This window comes from Thermogutta sp. (assembly GCF_039793925.1).
Taxonomy (GTDB): domain Bacteria; phylum Planctomycetota; class Planctomycetia; order Pirellulales; family Thermoguttaceae; genus Thermogutta.
The window spans coordinates 72,594-91,282 of the sequence record NZ_JBAMME010000130.1 but is presented as its reverse complement, the minus strand read 5'-3'; the positions used below and the strand labels follow the sequence as shown (position 1 = coordinate 91,282).

The 18,689-nt window shown below is 56.7% G+C and carries 17 protein-coding genes; 2 read left to right on the top strand and 15 right to left on the bottom strand.

Translation table 11 applies throughout. From position 1 onward, the window contains the following. Window positions 1-72 precede the first annotated feature (72 nt). The 11 genes from ABJK56_RS05150 to rfbD all read right to left on the bottom strand — a co-directional run bounded on the left by ABJK56_RS05150 (window position 73) and on the right by rfbD (window position 10,079). The gene (locus ABJK56_RS05150; RefSeq protein ID WP_347243592.1) at window positions 73-999 is read right to left on the bottom strand and encodes an HDOD domain-containing protein; all 927 of its coding nucleotides are present in this window, start codon (window positions 997-999) and stop codon (window positions 73-75) included. 168 nt (window positions 1,000-1,167) lie between these two features. Next, entirely contained in the window at window positions 1,168-2,097 is a 930-nt protein-coding gene (locus tag ABJK56_RS05145; protein ID WP_347243591.1) for a DUF1559 domain-containing protein, read from the bottom strand. Between the two features lie 67 nt (window positions 2,098-2,164). Then, a complete protein-coding gene (locus tag ABJK56_RS05140) occupies window positions 2,165-3,304 on the bottom strand; it encodes a DUF1559 domain-containing protein (protein ID WP_347243590.1) in 1,140 nt (379 codons plus the stop codon). 181 nt (window positions 3,305-3,485) lie between these two features. Next, window positions 3,486-3,929 (bottom strand): hypothetical protein, encoded by a 444-nt coding sequence (locus tag ABJK56_RS05135; RefSeq protein ID WP_347243589.1) that lies wholly within the window; start codon window positions 3,927-3,929, stop codon window positions 3,486-3,488. Beyond that, on the bottom strand, window positions 3,926-4,522 hold the full coding sequence (locus ABJK56_RS05130; protein ID WP_347243588.1) for a hypothetical protein: 597 nt from the start codon (window positions 4,520-4,522) through the stop codon (window positions 3,926-3,928). Before ABJK56_RS05130 ends, ABJK56_RS05135 begins: the two co-directional genes overlap by 4 nt. Continuing rightward, window positions 4,522-5,043, bottom strand: a complete 522-nt coding sequence (locus ABJK56_RS05125; RefSeq protein WP_347243587.1) for a hypothetical protein — start codon at window positions 5,041-5,043, stop codon at window positions 4,522-4,524. Before ABJK56_RS05125 ends, ABJK56_RS05130 begins: the two co-directional genes overlap by 1 nt. 50 nt (window positions 5,044-5,093) lie before the next feature. Further along, window positions 5,094-6,380 carry a type II secretion system F family protein gene (locus ABJK56_RS05120; RefSeq protein WP_347243586.1) on the bottom strand — a complete coding sequence of 429 codons (1,287 nt, stop codon included), beginning with the start codon at window positions 6,378-6,380 and terminating at the stop codon, window positions 5,094-5,096. Between the two features lie 25 nt (window positions 6,381-6,405). After that, window positions 6,406-7,491, bottom strand: coding sequence for a type II secretion system F family protein (locus ABJK56_RS05115; protein ID WP_347243585.1), 1,086 nt, complete (start codon window positions 7,489-7,491; stop codon window positions 6,406-6,408). Window positions 7,492-7,567: 76 nt separating this feature from the next. After that, window positions 7,568-7,813 carry a hypothetical protein gene (locus ABJK56_RS05110; protein ID WP_347243584.1) on the bottom strand — a complete coding sequence of 82 codons (246 nt, stop codon included), beginning with the start codon at window positions 7,811-7,813 and terminating at the stop codon, window positions 7,568-7,570. A gap of 53 nt (window positions 7,814-7,866) precedes the next feature. After that, complete coding sequence (locus tag ABJK56_RS05105; protein WP_347243583.1) at window positions 7,867-8,955, bottom strand: type II secretion system F family protein; 1,089 nt, start codon at window positions 8,953-8,955, stop codon at window positions 7,867-7,869. Window positions 8,956-9,200: 245 nt separating this feature from the next. Continuing rightward, window positions 9,201-10,079 carry a dTDP-4-dehydrorhamnose reductase gene (gene rfbD / locus ABJK56_RS05100; RefSeq protein WP_347243582.1) on the bottom strand — a complete coding sequence of 293 codons (879 nt, stop codon included), beginning with the start codon at window positions 10,077-10,079 and terminating at the stop codon, window positions 9,201-9,203. Between the two features lie 231 nt (window positions 10,080-10,310). Here rfbD and ABJK56_RS05095 point away from each other — a divergent pair, with 231 nt between their 5' ends. Continuing rightward, window positions 10,311-10,985: a zinc ribbon domain-containing protein gene (locus ABJK56_RS05095; protein WP_347243581.1), complete on the top strand. Its 675-nt coding sequence runs from the start codon at window positions 10,311-10,313 to the stop codon at window positions 10,983-10,985. A 347-nt stretch (window positions 10,986-11,332) separates the two neighbouring features. After that, complete coding sequence (locus tag ABJK56_RS05090) at window positions 11,333-14,314, top strand: DUF6259 domain-containing protein (RefSeq protein WP_347243580.1); 2,982 nt, start codon at window positions 11,333-11,335, stop codon at window positions 14,312-14,314. Window positions 14,315-14,440: 126 nt separating this feature from the next. On the opposite strand, the gene ABJK56_RS05085 is transcribed toward ABJK56_RS05090, so the two are convergent. The 4 genes from ABJK56_RS05085 to ABJK56_RS05070 form a co-directional block, all read right to left on the bottom strand. Then, complete coding sequence (locus ABJK56_RS05085) at window positions 14,441-16,504, bottom strand: hypothetical protein (RefSeq protein WP_347243579.1); 2,064 nt, start codon at window positions 16,502-16,504, stop codon at window positions 14,441-14,443. A gap of 109 nt (window positions 16,505-16,613) precedes the next feature. Further along, complete coding sequence (locus ABJK56_RS05080; RefSeq protein ID WP_347243649.1) at window positions 16,614-17,456, bottom strand: thiazole synthase; 843 nt, start codon at window positions 17,454-17,456, stop codon at window positions 16,614-16,616. 11 nt (window positions 17,457-17,467) lie between these two features. Then, complete coding sequence (gene thiS / locus ABJK56_RS05075; protein WP_347243578.1) at window positions 17,468-17,695, bottom strand: sulfur carrier protein ThiS; 228 nt, start codon at window positions 17,693-17,695, stop codon at window positions 17,468-17,470. 246 nt (window positions 17,696-17,941) lie between these two features. Beyond that, window positions 17,942-18,544 carry a hypothetical protein gene (locus ABJK56_RS05070; protein WP_297035386.1) on the bottom strand — a complete coding sequence of 201 codons (603 nt, stop codon included), beginning with the start codon at window positions 18,542-18,544 and terminating at the stop codon, window positions 17,942-17,944. Window positions 18,545-18,689 lie beyond the last annotated feature (145 nt).

The following is an 18,689-nucleotide window of genomic DNA, read 5'->3' as shown; positions in this document are numbered from 1 at the left end:
AACGAAAAATGCATCGGACACCATTTCCGATTCATTTTCTCCAGAGGTATTTCCCGTTTGTTGAGCAAGCAGTTAAGCGTCTGGAGTGGCCTTCTCTTCGCTGGCTTTGCCCTGGTAAACTTCGAGCAGTGATCGGCCGGGGACGGTGATGCGCAGAAGGGGTGCAATTTCAGCGTAGGCCTGATCGACTGTTGCCAGAACCTCTTGAGGTTCTGGAAAGCCTTGCCGGAAGAGCTTGCGATAACCGGCGTCGAAGAGCGGTTTCTCATGCCATACCGCGTCGCTCACCGGTGGCAGGGCTGCGGAGAGCGCCACTATTGCACAGCCCAGGTCGGTTTCGTTGGGCCGAAACGTCATCACGTCCATGAGATGGTTTTCGATCAATTCAACGAAGCGCTCGGGAAGATTCCATCGTCGGCCAATCCACGCTGCTGCCTGGGCGTGATTCCATCCGCAGCAAGCCATTTCCACCGTGGAAAGGCGTCTTTGACCCTGCTTGCGGGCGGTCAACAGCCGCGTATAAAGATCGGGGTCTTCCTTAGCCAGCAAGGGGACTGCCATATCCTGGAGAAGTGCTGCCGCAAACAGCTCTTCGGAATCTTTGAGCTGGCAGAGCTTGCCCATTTCTCGGGCGAATAATGCGCGCCGGAGAGAGTCCTGCCACAGTGTTCGCAGGTCAAATGGACCGCACTTGGGGCTGGGCATCAGGCTGAAAACAGCGGACCAGAGCACAAAGTTCTTGATTGTTTTCACACCAACCAGCGTGATTGCTAGCCGAACACTGGAAATTTCTCGGGAAAATCCGAAATAAGAGGAGTTCACGAACCGGAGGACCTGTCCAGTTAAACCAGGATCGGTTTCAATTGGAATGGCGTATTCCACCGGTCCGGCATCCGGATCCTGGGAGACCTGCAACACGTGAATGGCACTTTGGGGAAGTGCCGGTAAATTGGCATTGGCAAGAATTTTTTCAAAAGATTTTGCAGTGGCCAGCGTCATTGCATGCTCCTACTGCCACACTTTCGACAATCGCAGCCGCTGTTGTGCCGGCGTCACACGGAGAGCCATCCGTTTGTCTACAGAAAAGTTAGGACATAAAAAGGAACCTGGCAAAAGGATTTTGCTGAGTCCCGGCGGGTGGAAACTTCCGCAAAAGCGCACTGTGTACTACGGCTCAAACACTTCCGGAAGTGCCCCGTCGGCGCGATTGGCTAGTTGGCGCCACACCCGGGGATCCACATTCAGCCCGATGGGCTTAACCGTTTGCATCCCCATGAGAGTTTGGATGACCGCGGGATGCATTGTGGAGAAGCCGCCCACAAAAACGGGCAAAGATTTCTCAGGGGAGGGGGCAGCATCATCGGCCGTCTTTTCTGCCGCTTGTTGAGAATGGACCGCCACCGCCCCCGGTTTTTTCTCAAGAGGACTAGAAACCGCGGATTTTGTTCCCCAAATACTCGGCAGCTTACCGGTATTCCGAAGGGTCGCCCGAGTTCCGGAGGCCCATCCCAGATCATCTGGATCAACCCCTTTCTCCGACACGAAAAGCGTGTAGGTGACACCGTCGGGAAAATCGTCTTCTTTCAGCCAGCGGTTGAGTACGAAAGCTCCCTGCGTGTTGGAATCGATGGGAGACTCTTCATGATGGTAACACCCCGCATAGTTGGACGGTGCCCATTTCGCTGCAGCGACTTGCGTGCGGGGAAAAGAGGGACAAACGACCGAGATCAAAGTTGTGGTTCGAACAGCGTCGTTCTTGGGATCGTACACACCTTTCGATAAATCGAGCTTTCGATAATAGATTTCCGCATCAAGATACGGAAGCAGTGGACAAATCCAACCAATATGCTGGCCCGCAGGCTCATTGCGAATCGGTGCCGTGTCGTTGACAACACCGGCGGGAAAGCATTCGTAGCCGGCGTAGTACCGGGACAATGCCAATCCGATCTGAGATAGATGCTGGGAGCACTGAGCTCGCCGAGCCGTCTCCCGAGAGGCCTGAATGGCGGGCAGGCTCAGTGCAATCAATATCCCAATAATAGCAATCACCACAAGAAGTTCGACTAGTGTAAAGCCGCGAACCTTTTTCCGCTTCATGGTTTGTCTCCCATGTTCACTCGGTCGCCCTCACATCCCGGATATGTTTGGCGGCGATGTCGGCCTTTTAGCGCAATGCGTCGTCAGTGCCTTCTCCATCACTCCGATGCGCCAGACTCTTAAGAACTTTTTGTTCGATGTCGAATCGCAATTTTCTCGCGGATAAATCCCCGAACAGGAAATTGACGCCGCCGGGATGTGCGGACCCGAATCCACCGATAATTGGACCGCCTTCGGGAAGAGAACCCAGGATCTCCAGCAAGGACTGTTTGACTTCGGGGGTTGTGGGCGGGCCCTCTGGAATGTGGGCCAGGATGTTTGGGAGCACTTCCCGAATGTCGCGATCCCCGCGGCAGGAAGTCCAGAATCGTTGCACGTCTTCCGGTTCGGGATTTTGGATGATTCGAATGACTTCTTCTGTTGTGACAGAGTAAGACTCGTAACGAGGCGCAGTGCGATGAGAGAACTTCTCAAGGGATAATCCCGCATTACGAAGTGTTGCGCGTGTTCCGCTCAGCCAGCCCCATTCAAGCCCTAGAGGCAATTTTTCACCGAGAAAGATCGTGTGACCGCATCCGTCGGTGATCTCGTCGACCCGGAAGAACCGATTTCGCACAAAAACTCCATGATCGCTCTCGTCGATGGGCTTGTCTTCCTGGCCGTGGCATCCTGCATAGCTGGGACTGATGCCTCTGTAGACCGATGAGGGACACAGAAGTGGCCAGTTGTAACCTGCCTTAGCACCTAGTATTGCGAGGTTCTCCGAGTCGTAAACACTCAAATCGGCCCGGATCATTCGGCCGGGGACCGGGTCTATCCAGGGCACCACAGCGATCAGCCAATTATGGTGATAACCAATCGGCACGTTGCGAACCGGGCCGCTTGGCTCCACGACGCCGGCGGGAAATCGGCCGTGAATTGTTTCGTAATTCCGGATGGCAAGTCCCAATTGGAGCAACTGGTGCTGACACTGGGCGCTGCGGGCAATTTCCCGACAGGCTTGGACCGCTGGTAAAAGCAGACTGATAAGAGTACCAATAATGAGGACGACGCACCATAGCTCTATCTGGGTCATTCCACGCTGATCCTGAGGGGTAGCGCGGGTCGTCCATCTTGGTGCACGTGCTTTGGCCATCGGCTGGAATGTGCCAGGTGTTTCAGGAGGTTTCCCACAAAACGCGGCTTTGCCGATAGAATCGCCGTCCATCCATCGGGAAATCCTCCCGACGCGATCAGCAGGGAAAAAGAATTTTTTCCCAGTGAAGCTAGACCATCCGGTCGCGGTGTTCAAATTGGACCGCATCGTTTCAATCTCGTTGCGAGGCAACCAGGAAAAACCATATAACCACACAGCGCACCACCCTGATTCGAAGCCAGCCGATATGCTGTCAGGGAAGCGTCACCTGCCGAGTTTCGCTGACCACAATTTTCTCGTTAAGCAAGATTTTTACCTCCAGTACGAGAAACCGCAGTTTTCCACCGTCCTGTTTAATGGCCGTGCGGACCACTCCACGGAGCCCACCAGGTAACTCGTTTTCAGGTATTTCCCAAACTTCACCTTGGTAATCCGCATTTTCGCGGATCCTGTAAACCGCACGGTCGATGGCCGATGCCACCAACCAATCGGCCTGAATGAGGTAGCGCTCCTGCTGTGCGTCGCGGACACGTAACCACAACTGGTGGGCCAGGGTTGCGGCAAGTGTCGAAACGACCACGAGACACACAAGGATTCCCAGCGCCGCAACACCGCGTCCCCAGCGTGTCTGGGAAGGCGCCTCGCCCACCCGGCTTCCAGGAAGATCGGCGAAAGGCGAAAGGGCGATGGGGCTCATTGTTGTTCACCCCCGTTTTGGCTTTTAGCCGTGGTCTGTGTGGAATCAAGGGAAACCGCTGGCGATGTGAGTTGGTCCCGACCGACATAAGCCACGATTTGCCAGGTACGGTGGGGATCACGCTCCTGCCGGGTGATTGGATCGCCAGCACCAAGCTCTAACATCATGACGGCACGTGTGTGGATGCCATCGTTTTCCTGCCGTATTTGTACCCGACCGCGAAGATCAAGCGGAAATCCCTCCCTGCCCACGACGCCGCCATCTCGAACCCGCTCCCGCAGGATCCCCCTGTGGACCCGGTAACGCACAATTTCCTGGTGAGGCAGACGCAGCTCACAGATTATCTGGTCGTCCTCGCGGAGAGAGATTGTCTTGTTTTCTTGTGGAATAGTGATGCTTTCAGCCTGGTGTACGTCCTTCCGGAAAACGAGGCTGAGTCGCCCGAGCACCCGCTCCCCCTCGAGCTGACGTGAAGTCACGGACGAGAGGCCCATGACGACACCTGTCAGGGCCACAGCCACCGCCAAAAGTATGATCGAGACGACAGATACCAGCGTCATCTCGAGCAGAGTAAAACCTTGTCGGGTTTTCATCAGTCACCTCGATTGCCGCCGACCGGTGGAAGGTTTGTATGTTGGGCGAGCTGACTTATCCCGCCGCTCGCACGGGAAGATTGCGACGCCGGTTGAGCAGCCACGGGAGGAAACCGGTATGCCACCAGCGACACACTTCCTGACGGTTTTCCCTCACCATTCGGCCATTCGACGGTCACAACCAGGCGTCTCGCTTCCCCCGCTGCAAGAACCTCCTGTCGCACCACTGCCGACTCCAGAACCGGCTGCCCGGCTGGAGAACATGGGCCGACTTCTTTCTTACCGACAACCAACGCCTCCCACGGTTTCGCGAACAGCGTTTCCATGGCGTTAGCAGCTTCCTGAAGGGCCCATGCCCGCTTTCGTTCCTCCCTTCTTAACCGAACGGTGGAAACAATCAGTTCGCTGCAAATGCCGCTCAAGACGGCCAGCAAGGTAACGGCGACAACAAGCTCCACGGCTGTCGAGCCAGGGTGCATGCCTGTGGTGCCGACAATCCGCTGCGGCTCGCCCTGCTGCATGATCGACAACCCCCAAAACAAATTACGTTCCATGGCAATGTTAGGACACTTCACAGAAGGCTGTACGCAAGTTGGACCAGGAAAACAAAGCATCCCAGATAAACTGCGGCAACCAAGAGCGCCTCTACGGCCACAATAATGAGATAGCCATAAATACCCCACCACCTGAGCCGCACTGCCGCCCGATCGCGATACCACACGGCGAGAATTTCCACGGCCTCCGGGAGATTGCCCATCGACTCGGCAGCTCTGAGCACTTCCGCGTCTGTGACGCTGATGATACGCCAGCGGAGAAGGGCGTCGGCAAGATCATCACCTCGTCGGATGGCGTCGTGGACTTTCCGCAACCGCCACGAGATGCCCAGCGGCAGCCGCGCTGTGATAGCTTCCCAGAGTCGTGGCGCTAACGCAGGGATCAACGCTTCCAGAATGGCGGGATAAGTCTTTTCAGCACGCGTGCCGAGAGCCAGCCCTTGCAGGATCAAACTGCAGACGCGGGAAGAACACTTGGTAAACGGACTAAGATCGCGGAGGATGTTGAGCCCGCCGCTCCAGTAGAGTCCGATCAAAATGGTGACGAGCAGCATCAAGCCGAGAGGAAATAACAGTGAGTTTGGCACTGTCTCGGCTCCCCATTTCATCATAGACAAAACGGGATGGGCTGTCGTCGACATCCCGATGCCAAACTCGTCGGCGATCATGACGAGCATCCTCATAACTCGCCCCAGGATGAAAAGAGCAAAAACGGTTGCGACACCCGTCACGAGGACCAGCCCAAATCGCCCATAAAAAAGTTCTTCCGCATCGCGGAGCTCCTGGTCGTTCTCGTCGGTGGTCTCAATCGCGAGGTCCCAGTCACCGGTGAGAGCTCCCAGGTGTACGGCAACCCGATCTCGCAGTTGCAAGGGCAGTCTCCGAATCGCTTTCTGCACTGGCTGCCCGGCTGCCAGCGATCGCAACAAACTCGGGTGCGGACTGAACATGCCCTGGTCTTTGAGAAAAGCAGACAGGGTCGGAAGCAGGGGGAGATTGTTTTTGACGGCCGAGGAAAAAGTAAGCCAGAATAATCGCGAGTTGCCTGTAGAAATAAGACCCAGACCGGCAAGAAGAACCACCACCCATAACGGTCCAAACAGTAAAACACTCGCGGTAACGAACACGATCCATGCAGCGACTCGAATGCCCAGAACCCAGGGTGCGGTATCCCGGAAAACGTCCTTGCCTTTCGGACGGGTCCACCAGAGGCACACGAAAGCGAACAATATCCCCGCCAGTCCGCCGACAAGCGGCAGAACTACGTTCTCAATGACCCGCTGATAACCTTCGGGTAACATCATCGGCCCTTGCTACATTTTTATTAGCTCATCCGGAAAATGCGGCCAAATAGGATTGCACTGCGGCAAACCAAGCAAGCAGGGGCATGAGAGCGGGAATGAGCCCCAGCAGCATCACGAACGTAAGTTTTCTTTCCAGAGCCACCCCCAGGCACCGGCTTTGGCCGTCGAACAGTGAATACAGGGCGGCGAGGCGTTCCTCAATCGGAATGCTCTGGGGAGATTCCGTGAGAAACGCGAGGAAACTGGCCGACATCCATGGATTCTTCGCCATCGCCTCGCCAAGTGGAATCCCCTCTTCTGCGCGAAAGCTCGCTTCCTGCAGGGCCTCCTTCAAGTCGGGCCATCGCGAGACCCTGGCTCCTGCGGTTAAAGCAGCAGGCATCTGCACCTGCTGGCTGAGCAGCTCCGCCATTACTCCAGCAAGATAGCTCAACGCTGCTGCCTTATAGTACTTTCCTAACAACGGCACGCGATAGACCCAGTTCCCAGCCGAAAGCTGGACAGGAGCCAAAAGAACGGCTACTAGAACAATCGTCGCTACAACTACAACGAACAGCAAAAGAAATGATGCCAGCCACCACACCGTTATCGGGATGAGTAAGTCAGAGGAAGATGAGGTAGAGCAATAAGTTGGCGACGAAATCGACCCAATATCGGAAAAGTCGGTAAAATTGATCGGTGAAAATCCCGACATCAACCACTGTGAGACTACAATCAATGACCCCGCAAGTGTCACAAGTCCGCAGAGCGTTGGATATCCCACCGTCGCCCGAAGATCACGAAGTAACTCCTGATAATGACGTTTGAGCTGGAGCAGTCTTGCCAAGGCAACTCCAGGGTGGGGGCAGAGCGCACTGGCCTCAAGGATGCCACGCAATTCGCGGGACTGAGCGTCGGAAAGCCGCCGCAGGCCGTCCTGCAGCGACAAACCCTGGGAAATGAATCCGGCCAACTTGCGAAAGACCGACTTTGTGGCCCGATTGGGACAGTCCTCCGCCAGGGCCTCAAGAGCATTGGGAAGGGGAAGATCGGAACGCACGGTCTGAGAGATGACGTCTGCCAGTGTTTCCCAATCCACCGGACTGCCGCCAATGCTTGCTCCAGGGTTCATGCTCCCTCTTCCACCCATGTCTGCCCCGCTGCTTCATCTTTCTGGTTGGGATCGCCAAACGCGGTTGTTGTCCGCGTCAGTCTTCCGGGCTATCCGTTGAACCGGGGCGAGAAGCATCCGCCCAACCCTCGCCGCGCTGGGCCAAGCGGTCCCACGGAGAATCCGGGGCCTCCAGAATGCCCAGGATTTTTTCCCGACCGCATTCTTCGCAGTACTGTGCGGCTAATGACCTTTGCTGTTCGCTGAAACAATAGGCCGACTTGGTCCACCAGTTTTCCTCGATGACATCCTGGCAAGAACGACAGCGACGCACGGTTCTCATCAGTCAGCTCCCAACATTTGCCACCCGCAAACGACTAGCGCGGCGGCTCAATTCTACGGATGAAATTCTGCAATCGTCATAAGCAGTGACCACCAGGGCCAGCCGAAGATAAAGATAATCCCAAAAACGATGATCACGCTTGGAATAATGACGGCCAAAGGTACCGTGACCGAGCGAAACACCCGCATCTGGCGTTCACACCGATGGCGCCATTGCTGTGCGAGACTTTTCAGAGACTCTGCCAGTTGGGGGAATGTGAGGCCGTCCACGATGGTCCATCGCACACTGGCAGGAATTCTGCGGTACTCCTTTCCCAACGCCGCTGACCAATTCTGATGACGGATCGCCTCCGCCAGCCATTTTGCCTCTTCTCGCCATCTCCGATCGCCCAGGATGCTTCCTGCCAGGCGGATGGCTTCGTCCACCGGGACACCATGTCGTATTCCTATTGCGAGAAGATCTGTGAAGAGCGTGACCTGCTCGCTCCGGATGATCGCACGAATCCCCGGGAACCATCCCAGCCGGCAGACAAAGTAATCCGGCATCAGAATACGGGCCCGATTAATCGAAAGGACCCACAAAAGGAACAGCATGACGGGAACAAGTACACCCGCCGGGGCCCAGTAGGGGAGGTAACCGCGCAATGTCTGGAGCAGACGGAGCAGGTCTGACCCATCAGCGCCCCAATCACGCATGCTGTCAAGTAGAACAGGAAACACAAATGCTAGGAATGCCGCAAGCACCCCCAAAGCCGCGAGAAAGATGACAAGAGGGTACGCCAGCGAGGCCACCAATTGATTGCGGATGGCGATCGCCCGCTCTCCGAATTGGCCGATATCTGCCAGAATAGCGCCGGTTTGGCCTGACTTGTTTCCCAACCGAAGCACCGCCCCGTAAACAGGTGCCAGATGCTCGTTGACCCTCTGGAGGGCTTCTTCCAGGGGTATGCCATGCTGGAGGGCCTCATTGATCTCTTGCACGGTTTTTCGCCATCGGCGGTTCCCACCCGTGTTCCAGCGAGTCAGAAAGCGTTCCAACGGCAATCCCAGCTTCACCAGGGACGCAATCTGTCTGTGCAGAGCGAAAAACTCAGCCGCAGAGAGCGCACTTCCGCGCGAAGAGGAAGGGTTGGTTTGGGGCACGGACAAGGCTCCTTCGTAGCAAGAGAGAGCTGCATGCCAGTCGCAATATAGCGCGCGGTCCCCGCTACGTCAATAAGGAGCCTGGCTTAAGATCATCTATCTAGGAGGCCAGCGCCATTCCCACGGGGCAGGACGCCAGAACAGACAGAATCGGTCCAACCGATCGTTGGTGCACCACCCGGTGGCCCAAAGTACTGATTTTGTGTTCGCTTGCGTCACGCCGAGGCATCGGCACGTTTCCGCCGTTAGCGCATTCCTTTGTCCTCCGGATACAGTTTTTCCCTTTCCTGCAGATACTCAGCCAGGGCGTCTTTCCAGTGCGGTAGAGGGGGCGCATCCACAAACCGCTGGTACTTCGAGGTATCCAGCACACTAAAGCGAGGACGCGGTGCTTTAGCGCCATATTCCTCAGTGGTGATTGGCGTGATATCGACATCCCAGTTGAGTAACCGAAAAACTTCGCAAGCAAATTCGTACCAGGTGGTGAAACCATCGTTAACAATGTGAAACGTTCCAAACATGGCTGTTCCGAGCAAATAACGGATTGCCCGCGCGACATGGACCACATAACTGGGGGTGCAGAACTGATCATTCACGACCCGGAGAGGCTTTCTCGACCGTCCGAGGCGAATCATGGTCTCTACGAAGTTGCCGGGGGAATTAGGGCCCAGGCGACCGTAAAGGCCACAGGTCCGTACAATGTAGTGCTTCTCCCAAGCGAGCACCTTAATCTCCCCTTCGTATTTGCTCGTTGCGTATACTCCCTGAGGCGAAGCCGGATCCTCTTCCCGAAATGGTTCGGTCCGGAGTGGTTCCCCGCCAAACACGTAGTCGGTGCTGACATAGAGCAGGGGACAGTTCAATTCCCGGGCCAGCTCTGCCAGCACGCCGGTGGCCGTGGCGTTGATCGCGAAGCACCTGTCGGGCTCCTCTTCGGCCCTATCCACGGCGGTATAGGCAGCGGCATGGACAATGGCGTGGGGACGCAGTTCTCGGAGAGTCCTTCTCATGCCGTCGAAATCGAGAAGATCGAACTCCGGAAGGTCCAGGCCGACGGCCTGTGATCCCCACTGGCGACACAGCTCTCCCCCCAACTGGCCTTTTGAACCGGTTACGGCAATCACGGCATGGCTCCAAACCAAGCAAACACAAAACCGGAAATCACTCTCCTCTGGCTTTCGATAAGCTAGTATAAACTAGGTAATAGGAGAAGGACCAAGTGCCGGCTTGCAAGATGTCTTTGCAAGTCAGGATCAACTCGAGGGCGGAACCGGCTTCGACGGTAACTTGCGGTATCGAGAGAACCGATTTCAACAAACCTTCGTCGCATTTCTGATAGAGAAAAGGAGCCAGCCGTGCCAATCTACGAGTTTTACTGCGCCGATTGTCACACGGTGTACAGCTTCTTTTCCCGCAAAATTAATACAGAAAAACGACCCGACTGCCCCCGTTGCGGGCGCCCCCAGTTGGAGCGCCGGGTTTCCCGTTTTGCCATCGGTCGCGGGGGATCAGATAAATCGGAGAAGGGGGAGGGCGGGCAAGAGGACGATGACTTACTGCCACCAGGGTTTGACGAAGAAAAGTTCGAACGCGCAATGATGGAATTGGCCTCCGAGGCGGAGAACCTGGACGAGGAGGATCCCCGCCAGATGGCGCGTCTCATGCGCAAGCTCTCCCAGTCCACAGGCCTCGAATTCGGCGGGGCGATGGAGGAGGCCATCCGGCGTCTCGAAGCGGGCGAAGATCCGGAAAGCATTGAGGAAGATTTGGGCGACCTTTTGGAGGAAGAGGAACCCATTTTCCAGCAGACAGGGCGCTCGCTCAAAACAATTGTCCAGCATCTGTTGCCGCCGAAAAAGGAGGAGACGCTCTACGACCTTGACGCCGCACCCTCCACGGACCCGGCATCATCTGACGCGCACAAGGAGGTTGCAGCGCCTGTCAAAAAGACTACGAAAAAAGCTGCCAAAAAGGCGTCAGGCACGAAGTCCGCCCAGTCGGCTACTGCCAAACGGAGGAAAAAGAGCTAAACCCACGTTTTATCTACCCGTTCCCGATGTGCCGCGTCGGCGAAGATTCACCCAGTGGCCAGCGGACGCGTAGCGGGGCTTCAACAAGTGTGTTTCGGCTTGGCGCCTTCGCGAGAAAAAGAATTCCCTTTTGGATGCTGGCCGCCTCGTTACGCGCAATGAAGGCGGCCGGCCACGTGTAACGGAAAGTAACTGGGGCACCCACCTGCGACCGAGGAACGTCTCGCATCACCGGCGATAAGCTCATACGCCGCATTCTTCTTTCCAGAGACCGGGGTTATACTCTGGGGGATGTCGCATTTACGTTGGTGCATTCGCCTTTCCCATCGAGCGCCGGAGAGAGAATCGTGCGAACGGTAGCCATCCTGTTGGCGATTAACTTTGTTCTGCTTCTGAAACCTGCTTGCGGACAAACCATTCAAAAAGAGGGTGACGTCTGGCGGATAGAGTCTGATCGTTACGAGATGGAGATCAGTGCGCACGACGGGAGTCTCCTTGCAATCCGTCAAAGCGGCAGTAGAGAGGGTATTGCACGGAGCGGCGAAGACGGGTTGTGGCGGATTCGCTGGCGGGATAATTCGGAGCTGATGGCTCGGCAAACGACTGTGCAAACAGAGTTGGTGGGGACTTCGCAGCTCCAGCTAGTTTTCTCTCATCCGGAGGTCAAAGTGGACGTTGTGGTGGCAGCCAGCGCCGAGGCTGTTGATTTCCACGCCACGATCACGCCGAAAAGCAAGGAGGTGCTGGATTTTGTGCTTCCGGCGCGTTTGCGGTTTGAGCCCCAAGCGGCCAGCCGCCTGATCTTCCCAATGGGAGGCAACACCGCTGTGGGAATCGCTTTTCTGCCCAAATTTTTTGAAGCCCAACCACTGGAAAGGCCTGCCGGGTGGGAACGGCAGAGTGTGGGAGCGAGAGCATTCATCCATCTGTTCGGCGGACCGCTGGACATTCGTCCCATGGACGAACCGGCCGTGGCGTTACGCGTGACAGAGGGCGGCAAGAGGTGGCTGAGTCCTGAGGCTTTGCGGTTGGTTTCGGAGCGGCAGGTCATTGTCAATCGGCCGCCCCAGCCTGTGTCCGGGATAGAGGTCCTTGTGGAGGCTGTCGATGGGCGACCATTTTATGTCGGGAAAAAAGTGGGATTGGGTAGCCTCTGGCTGATGGGCGGCCAAATCGGTCGCGGAGACCTTGCGGTCCTGCAAACGGCACTCGTGAGAAGTACTCTAGCGCGGCTCTCCCTGCAAGGAAAACCGATCGGTCTGATCAATTTGCCGAATGAGGTGGCCCAGGGAGGCTGGTCCGCTACCTCTGTGGATCAGTGGCGGGAAGCCCTGTCCACCCTCGGCAACGTGGTGGAGTTGCGGAATGCCCGCGAACTTCAAAGGGTTCTCCGTGAAGGTGCGGTAGCTGCTGTGGTCAATCCGTATGCCGAGCGATTTCCGGTTGACCAAAAAGAAGATTTTGATCAGGCCATTAATGTTCTGGAAAAATATCTCGAACGCGGTGGCCATTGGTTTGAAGTCGGCGGTTATCCCTTCCACTATGCTCTTATACCGAGCCGTTTTTACCGCCGCGTGTTCTGGAATTATCCGCCGGCATTTGCCGACTTTCTCCATTTGGATACATCAGCAGGGTCGATTTCCGTGTACCGTGTTCAGCCCCGGGACTGGCAAGCGTGGGAAGGACGGACTCATAAGACCGCTGTCTTTATTCCTGGAGGAGTTGGCTGCGGCGCCGATGAGCAGGGTGGGTATCTGGAACGCCAATTCGGAACTTTTGTAGCAGCCCAGGAGTCGTGGGAGGCGCCGGTCGTCCGTCTTCAGATCGGTAGTTCACCAGAGGAAGTCCTTCGCCAGTACGCCGCACTCAATGGGCTTCGGCGTCGGCTGGATGAAAAACTTCCAGCGGATATGCTGAGGAAGTTCAAAAGCGCTATCCTGGTACGATTGACCGCCAGCGGCCAGCGGCAGGTGGAGCAACACAAGGCTGCTCTGCGTTATTTGCCGGTACCCAGCATCGTCCACTTCACGGAGCATTTGCCATTGGGATTTGATCGATCGTATCCTGTTCACTATCCGCCCCCGGCATGGTACGGCACTGCCGAGGAGCTGGCCCAATTCATGCGTGAAGCGCGGGAACTTGGCCATCTTGTCATGCCCTACACCAACCCGACGTGGTTTCCCGATCAATCGCCGATCTGGGAGAGGGAGCAGCAGGCCAAATCGGCTTTGGCGCTGGACCTTCAGGGACAACCTTACCGTGAGAGTTATGGTGGAGGTCATGCCACCGGTTATGGGATTTGCCTTTGGCATCCTCTCGTCCAGCGCTACAATCAAGAAACGGTTCGCCTGTTCACGCAACAACTTCCGGTGGATATCTTGTTTCAAGATCAGTGCGCTGCGCGAACTTGGCGGTATGATACCAACCCCGCGTCACCCACGCCTTTCGCCTACACCGAGGGAATTCTTTCTATGGTTGCGGAGGATTCCCAGCGTGTCCCACTCTCCACAGAGGGAGGATGGGATCTGGTGGCGGAGTACCAGGTCCAGCTTTGCGGCATGAGCTTCGGCATCGTCCCCACCGAGCCTCGGCCACCGTGGGACCGGCTTCTCCGCGAGATTTATCCACCGAACCTCTGGCGGGTATATCCTGTGGCGGAGATCCTCGTCCATGACAAAGTCTCCATGCTCATGCACGACCTAGGCGCCAGCGTCAATGATTTCGAGGACCTGGCCTGGGTATTGGGTCTGGGCTTCGCGCTACAATACCGGGTGAACGCCGTCACTCTGACCCGAGACGAAGCCGCCCGGGAGTGGCTCAAGTGGTTGGCCGTTCTCCAGAGAACGATTGTGGCACGATATATGGGTGAACCGGTGACGAGTTTCACTCATGAACGGGACGATTCCCCCAGTGCGGATCGCGACGGAGGAATCATCCGGGCACAGTATGGTGAAGTTCACATCGTGACGAATCTAAACACGCACCCACTTCGTGAAGGTTCTTTGGTGTTGGCACCCTTTGGTTTTTTGGCGATTGCGCCCGATATGATAGCGGGCTCGCTGCAACAGCTGGGCGAGCGTGATCTTGGCGAAGACGCCGTCTGCTTTGTGCTTGCTTCAGACCCAGCGAGAAAGGACCTCTGGCTGTTCCATCGGCCAGGAGGGATTGCCGCAATTCCCGCCGCGGAGTCAGACGTGAACACCATTCAGCTCCAATGGGATGATGGAGCGGTCACTCAGGCGGAGCACCGCGATGGGGCTTTTCAATTTCGTGTGCCGGGTGAAGCCGGGCCAAACGTTCGGAAGGTTTGGCACGCGACTCTCAGGTAATATTCCGGGCGGAGCAGGAATCGGGCGAGGCAACCACGTCGCCGGGACGGCTTCGGAAAGAGGCCAACTGTGCCGGGGATGTAAGGGGACCAGCGCGATTGTGGAAAAAGTTGTCAATTCAGTCAATCACGGAGACTGGCTGCCGGAAGGCTGCGGAGGTGTGAATGAGGCTTCCCAGAGGATGATACCCCAGGGAGGCAATACCACACGCCACGGTTTGTCGAGGGACAGCATGAGAGGCTCAAGGGTGACACGCCGGGCGTAGCGACAACGAAGAGAAATGAGCCCCTTCATGTCCCGCGGGAGCTCCCAAACCTCGCGCGGCTGGAGAAGGATCTCCCGCACCTGCGGGGAAGGATTCCGCAGAATAAGGGTACCTTGACCATTTCCCCAGGCTGCGTAGCCATAAATCTCGCCTTCCAGGGGATTGCCACCGACCCAGTGGACATCAGCCAGGGTGGATTGGTTGGCTCGGGCCCAGCGAATGCACTCGGCAAGATGATCCCAGGAAACCCGTGAAAGAAATTCGGGCGTAACATACAGCTCCGCCAACTGGGTGCCGCTGGCAAAGCCCATCCACATTTCGTCCTGGAGGTCCGCCTCATCTGGAGAGCTGAGGCCGTCGACCCCCAATCGCGCCACCAGTCCCCGGCGTGCGAAGCATACCGGAATGGTCATTAAGGAATTCAGCGGATAAAGTGGTGCGCGGTCGATGATCATCCGCTTGACCGTACCATCGCGATAAGTGATCCATCGCTGCCGTGGCGCGCCCCGGCCTGCGATCCCGCAATCATCGCCGTTTCTCCATACCGAGTCCCCAAACCACAACCAGTAAGGCGATGGCCAGGTGCCGGTCGTGATACTCAGATAGATGTCGGGTCTGGTTTCGCGGAGGTCTTCACACAATCGCAAAAGAGCCTCGACATCCGCGGCTAACTTTTCTCCCGCACCGCTGGCATTGTTTCCGGCAATGCCGTCGAACTTAAAGAAATTGACATCGTACCGGACAACCATCTCACGGCAGATTTCTCTAAATCTGGCAAAATATTTTTCACCGGCCAAAGAGAAACCGTAATCGGCCACTTCATAACCCTGTTCCCGGCCGTAGGCCAGACGTTTCTGCTTAGCTTCCCCGTAACCGCCGAAAGGAGATAACCACGTACCCACGGCCGATTGATACTCCCTCGCTTTGGCGGTCAAAGGGGCAAAACCTTTGGGGAAACCCTCATGAAATCCCCAAAGCGTGCGCGGATCGTCCCAACCATCATCGAACACGAAGGAATCCATCCGCACATCCCGGCGGCGAGTAAGCTCTTCTCCAAAACGCTCGATGACAGCGAGGCACTCTGCCTCAGTCATTTGTTTGCTACCATCTGCGATGTCCCACCAGGAGTTGTAATTGACGAACAGCCCATAAGGGCGAGCGCGACGGCGTTCCACATACCACTGAAAATCTCGTCGCAACTGCCCGGGCGAAGTCTTTCCCACCGCAAATGTGTAGGTGAGCTCATTGCGAGCGGGAACCTTCCTCACGTTCACGGCGGCGAGTACTTGCTCCCCCGCCACCTCGTTGGTGGCCATGGGATGTTCGCAGCCGAGGAACCACTCCCCGCAAACAATGGGCGAGCCACTGACGCTGCCGGCCAGGCGTGCCCCCGGTAATTGCCCCCGGAAGAAGACCACCCGCGTTGGCTTGTTCGCCCAGGCAGCGGACAGCGTGACTCCCATCGCCACGTAGTGTGCACCCTCCCGCAATTCTAGCCACCAGGTGGCAATGTCTCCGGAAGACGAAACCACAAATTCTTGTTCCACACGGTGTCCCGGAAAGCGATCCTCGAGTCGCAAAGCCGAGGATTTCGCGGGGATGGCGACTTCCCGAGGAACACCCCGTTTGGCGATCGCCAAAGGCCGCCATGCCGAACCGTCATAGCTCTCTGCCGAAAAGAGGGGAATATTTTTGGCCGGAAATACGCTCCCATCTTTCAGACTTGCCACCTCTTCAAGGAGGGGATACGCACCTTGCAGGTCCAGAGTGACCGAAAGGACGCCGTTTTCTAATTGCCACGGAGCGTCTTTGCGGTGAACAGTGACCTCTTCACCCGCAGCCTTTGGGCCCTCCAGCTCCCATGGTGCGCATAACAGCCAGGTGAGCAGAGCGACAGATAGGGTGTGGCGATGATGGGCACGCATTGCGAAACTCCCTCCAACTCGGCAAAGACACGGAGAGCAAACGGCACAAATAGCCATTCAAGCGGCCGTCGTTGGTTTGCTCAGATCCTTCGGCAAGCTGTCGAGGGAATTATCGCACGGGGGCAATGGTGCCTTCCATAGGGCTGCTGGCTGTGGCGTAAAGCTTCTTGGGAATACGTCCAGCCAGGTAGGCGAGTCGGCCCGCTTCTGCGGCGTGTTTCATAGCCACTGCCATTCGCAGCGGGTCGCGCGCGTGGGCGATGCCTGTGTTGAGAAGAACTCCATCCACCCCAAGTTCGAACGCCACCGTGACATCGCTGGCCGTTCCCACACCAGCGTCGACGATGACGGGATAGTCGGGATCATTTTCTTTCAGATATTCCAAACAGATGCGGATATTGTTGGGATTGAGGATGCCCTGCCCGGATCCGATCGGACTGCCGGCGGGCATCACGCTGGTGGCCCCGGCCTCTTTTAATCGCTTGGCCACAATCGGGTCATCCGTGGTGTAGACCAGAACTTGGAAACCCTCTTTGACCAGGATTTCTGTGGCCCGGACGGTGGCGATGGGATCGGGAAGAAGCGTCTTCTTATCACCCAGGACCTCCAGTTTCACCCAGTCTGCCCCGGGATTACCAAGCTGGGAAAGGATTTCCCTTCCCAGTCGGGCCACGCGGACAGCATCCTCCGCCGTAAAACACCCCGCCGTGTTGGGGAGAATTGTGTACCGCTTGGTGTCAATAAAATCCAGAATATTTCGCCCCTGCTGGTCAAAAAGGCGTTCGCGACGAACCGCCACCGTTATGCATTGGGTGCCAGACAGCTCGAGCGCCTGCTGCATAACTTCGAACGAGCTGTATTTTCCTGTTCCCACGATGAGTCGGCTTGTGAAAACGTGGGAGCCGATACGCAAAGGGGTGTCCAGCGGAGTATCAATCTGCGTGGCAACCATAATAGCGACGATCAACCTCCTCCTACGAGGGTTACAATCTCCAGACGGTCGCCCTCCGAAAGGGTGGTCTGTTCATGTCGTGCCCGGGGAACGACTTGCAGGTTGTGTTCCACGGCCACTGGCTTTTCCGCGAGGCCCCATCGACGCAAAAGTTCCGCAATAGTGGTCCCAGCAGGGACTGCCTGCCATTCGCCATTGATCAGCACGCGGATCTGAGAACTATTCTGGGGAGAATCCATCCGGTTTCTCCAGGGATTCCAACGGGAGAGCTAAAAAGTTTTGCAACCGAACGGCTTGAGGATCTGATCTTCTCACCGCGCGGGATTCGTGCCGTGAAGAAATTTCCGCCCCTCCGCAATCGTGCAAACAGTCTCTAGCGCGTCAACTTTACCACTCGGGCTATCGTCTTCAAGTATATCGATGGACACTGGCAGAGGCTACTTGTGGGACGAACGGTCGTCTCGCTTCTGGCCAAATGCGAGGCTTCATTCGGTTCTCAGCACGACCGAGCTGAACTGTTCCGCCGCCCACAATTGGAGAGGTGTAGCGAAAGGCTGGTTGGCAGAATGCCGTTCCGGGGACCAGGGCACCATGTAAACGAGTACAATTCCTGTGTTCGTCTCGGCCACGTAGAGCATCGTCTGGCCAGGACGAACTCCTACGCTCGGTCCGCGGCGGATGTCGGCGACGCCCGTGACCATCAAATAGTTGGGCGATTGGGGAATCTGGATTTCCGGCCGAGGTGGCGCGCCAGTTCGCCGTAGCTGCGCATTAGCCTGGGCGATCTCCGCATTTTTTGCTTGGATGACTGTTGTCAGATCCGCAAAGACGTTGGCCTCATACACCGTCTGAAAATTCCGCGTCTGGTTGGAGAGAACCGCACCTTTCAACTGACCGGTGAGGAAATCGAGGAAGAAGAAGGCTTCCACACCGGCATCCACGGGACCGGTACAGATCGCGAAGTTTTGTCCCCGGTCGGTCGCCACCGCATGGGCGGGCGTTTGCGGCCAGAATCGCGCGGCCACGATTCCCACCACCACTCCCACTCCGAACACCAGGGTCCAGGTTCGAACATGTTCCAGCGCCATCGTGCGTTCTCCCAGCGACATTACAGCCACCCCTCGCTAGCTCCCTGCACAGCATTTTCAAACGAACACCAGCGCCACGTCGATTCCGACATCCTAGCAAATTGCACGGCCCAATACCAGCCAAAATGTGTAGCTGGTGGTCGAA

Coding starts and splice junctions, on each gene's coding strand:
- ABJK56_RS05085 (WP_347243579.1), bottom strand. CDS start 16,504: ATGCGTGCCCATCATCGCCACACCCTATCTGTCGCTCTGCTCACCTGG.
- thiS (WP_347243578.1), bottom strand. CDS start 17,695: ATGGATTCTCCCCAGAATAGTTCTCAGATCCGCGTGCTGATCAATGGC.
- ABJK56_RS05070 (WP_297035386.1), bottom strand. CDS start 18,544: ATGGCGCTGGAACATGTTCGAACCTGGACCCTGGTGTTCGGAGTGGGA.
- ABJK56_RS05150 (WP_347243592.1), bottom strand. CDS start 999: ATGACGCTGGCCACTGCAAAATCTTTTGAAAAAATTCTTGCCAATGCC.
- ABJK56_RS05115 (WP_347243585.1), bottom strand. CDS start 7,491: ATGAACCCTGGAGCAAGCATTGGCGGCAGTCCGGTGGATTGGGAAACA.
- ABJK56_RS05120 (WP_347243586.1), bottom strand. CDS start 6,380: ATGATGTTACCCGAAGGTTATCAGCGGGTCATTGAGAACGTAGTTCTG.
- ABJK56_RS05110 (WP_347243584.1), bottom strand. CDS start 7,813: ATGAGAACCGTGCGTCGCTGTCGTTCTTGCCAGGATGTCATCGAGGAA.
- ABJK56_RS05080 (WP_347243649.1), bottom strand. CDS start 17,456: ATGGTTGCCACGCAGATTGATACTCCGCTGGACACCCCTTTGCGTATC.
- ABJK56_RS05140 (WP_347243590.1), bottom strand. CDS start 3,304: ATGGACGGCGATTCTATCGGCAAAGCCGCGTTTTGTGGGAAACCTCCT.
- ABJK56_RS05125 (WP_347243587.1), bottom strand. CDS start 5,043: ATGCAGCAGGGCGAGCCGCAGCGGATTGTCGGCACCACAGGCATGCAC.
- ABJK56_RS05130 (WP_347243588.1), bottom strand. CDS start 4,522: ATGAAAACCCGACAAGGTTTTACTCTGCTCGAGATGACGCTGGTATCT.
- ABJK56_RS05135 (WP_347243589.1), bottom strand. CDS start 3,929: ATGAGCCCCATCGCCCTTTCGCCTTTCGCCGATCTTCCTGGAAGCCGG.
- ABJK56_RS05145 (WP_347243591.1), bottom strand. CDS start 2,097: ATGAAGCGGAAAAAGGTTCGCGGCTTTACACTAGTCGAACTTCTTGTG.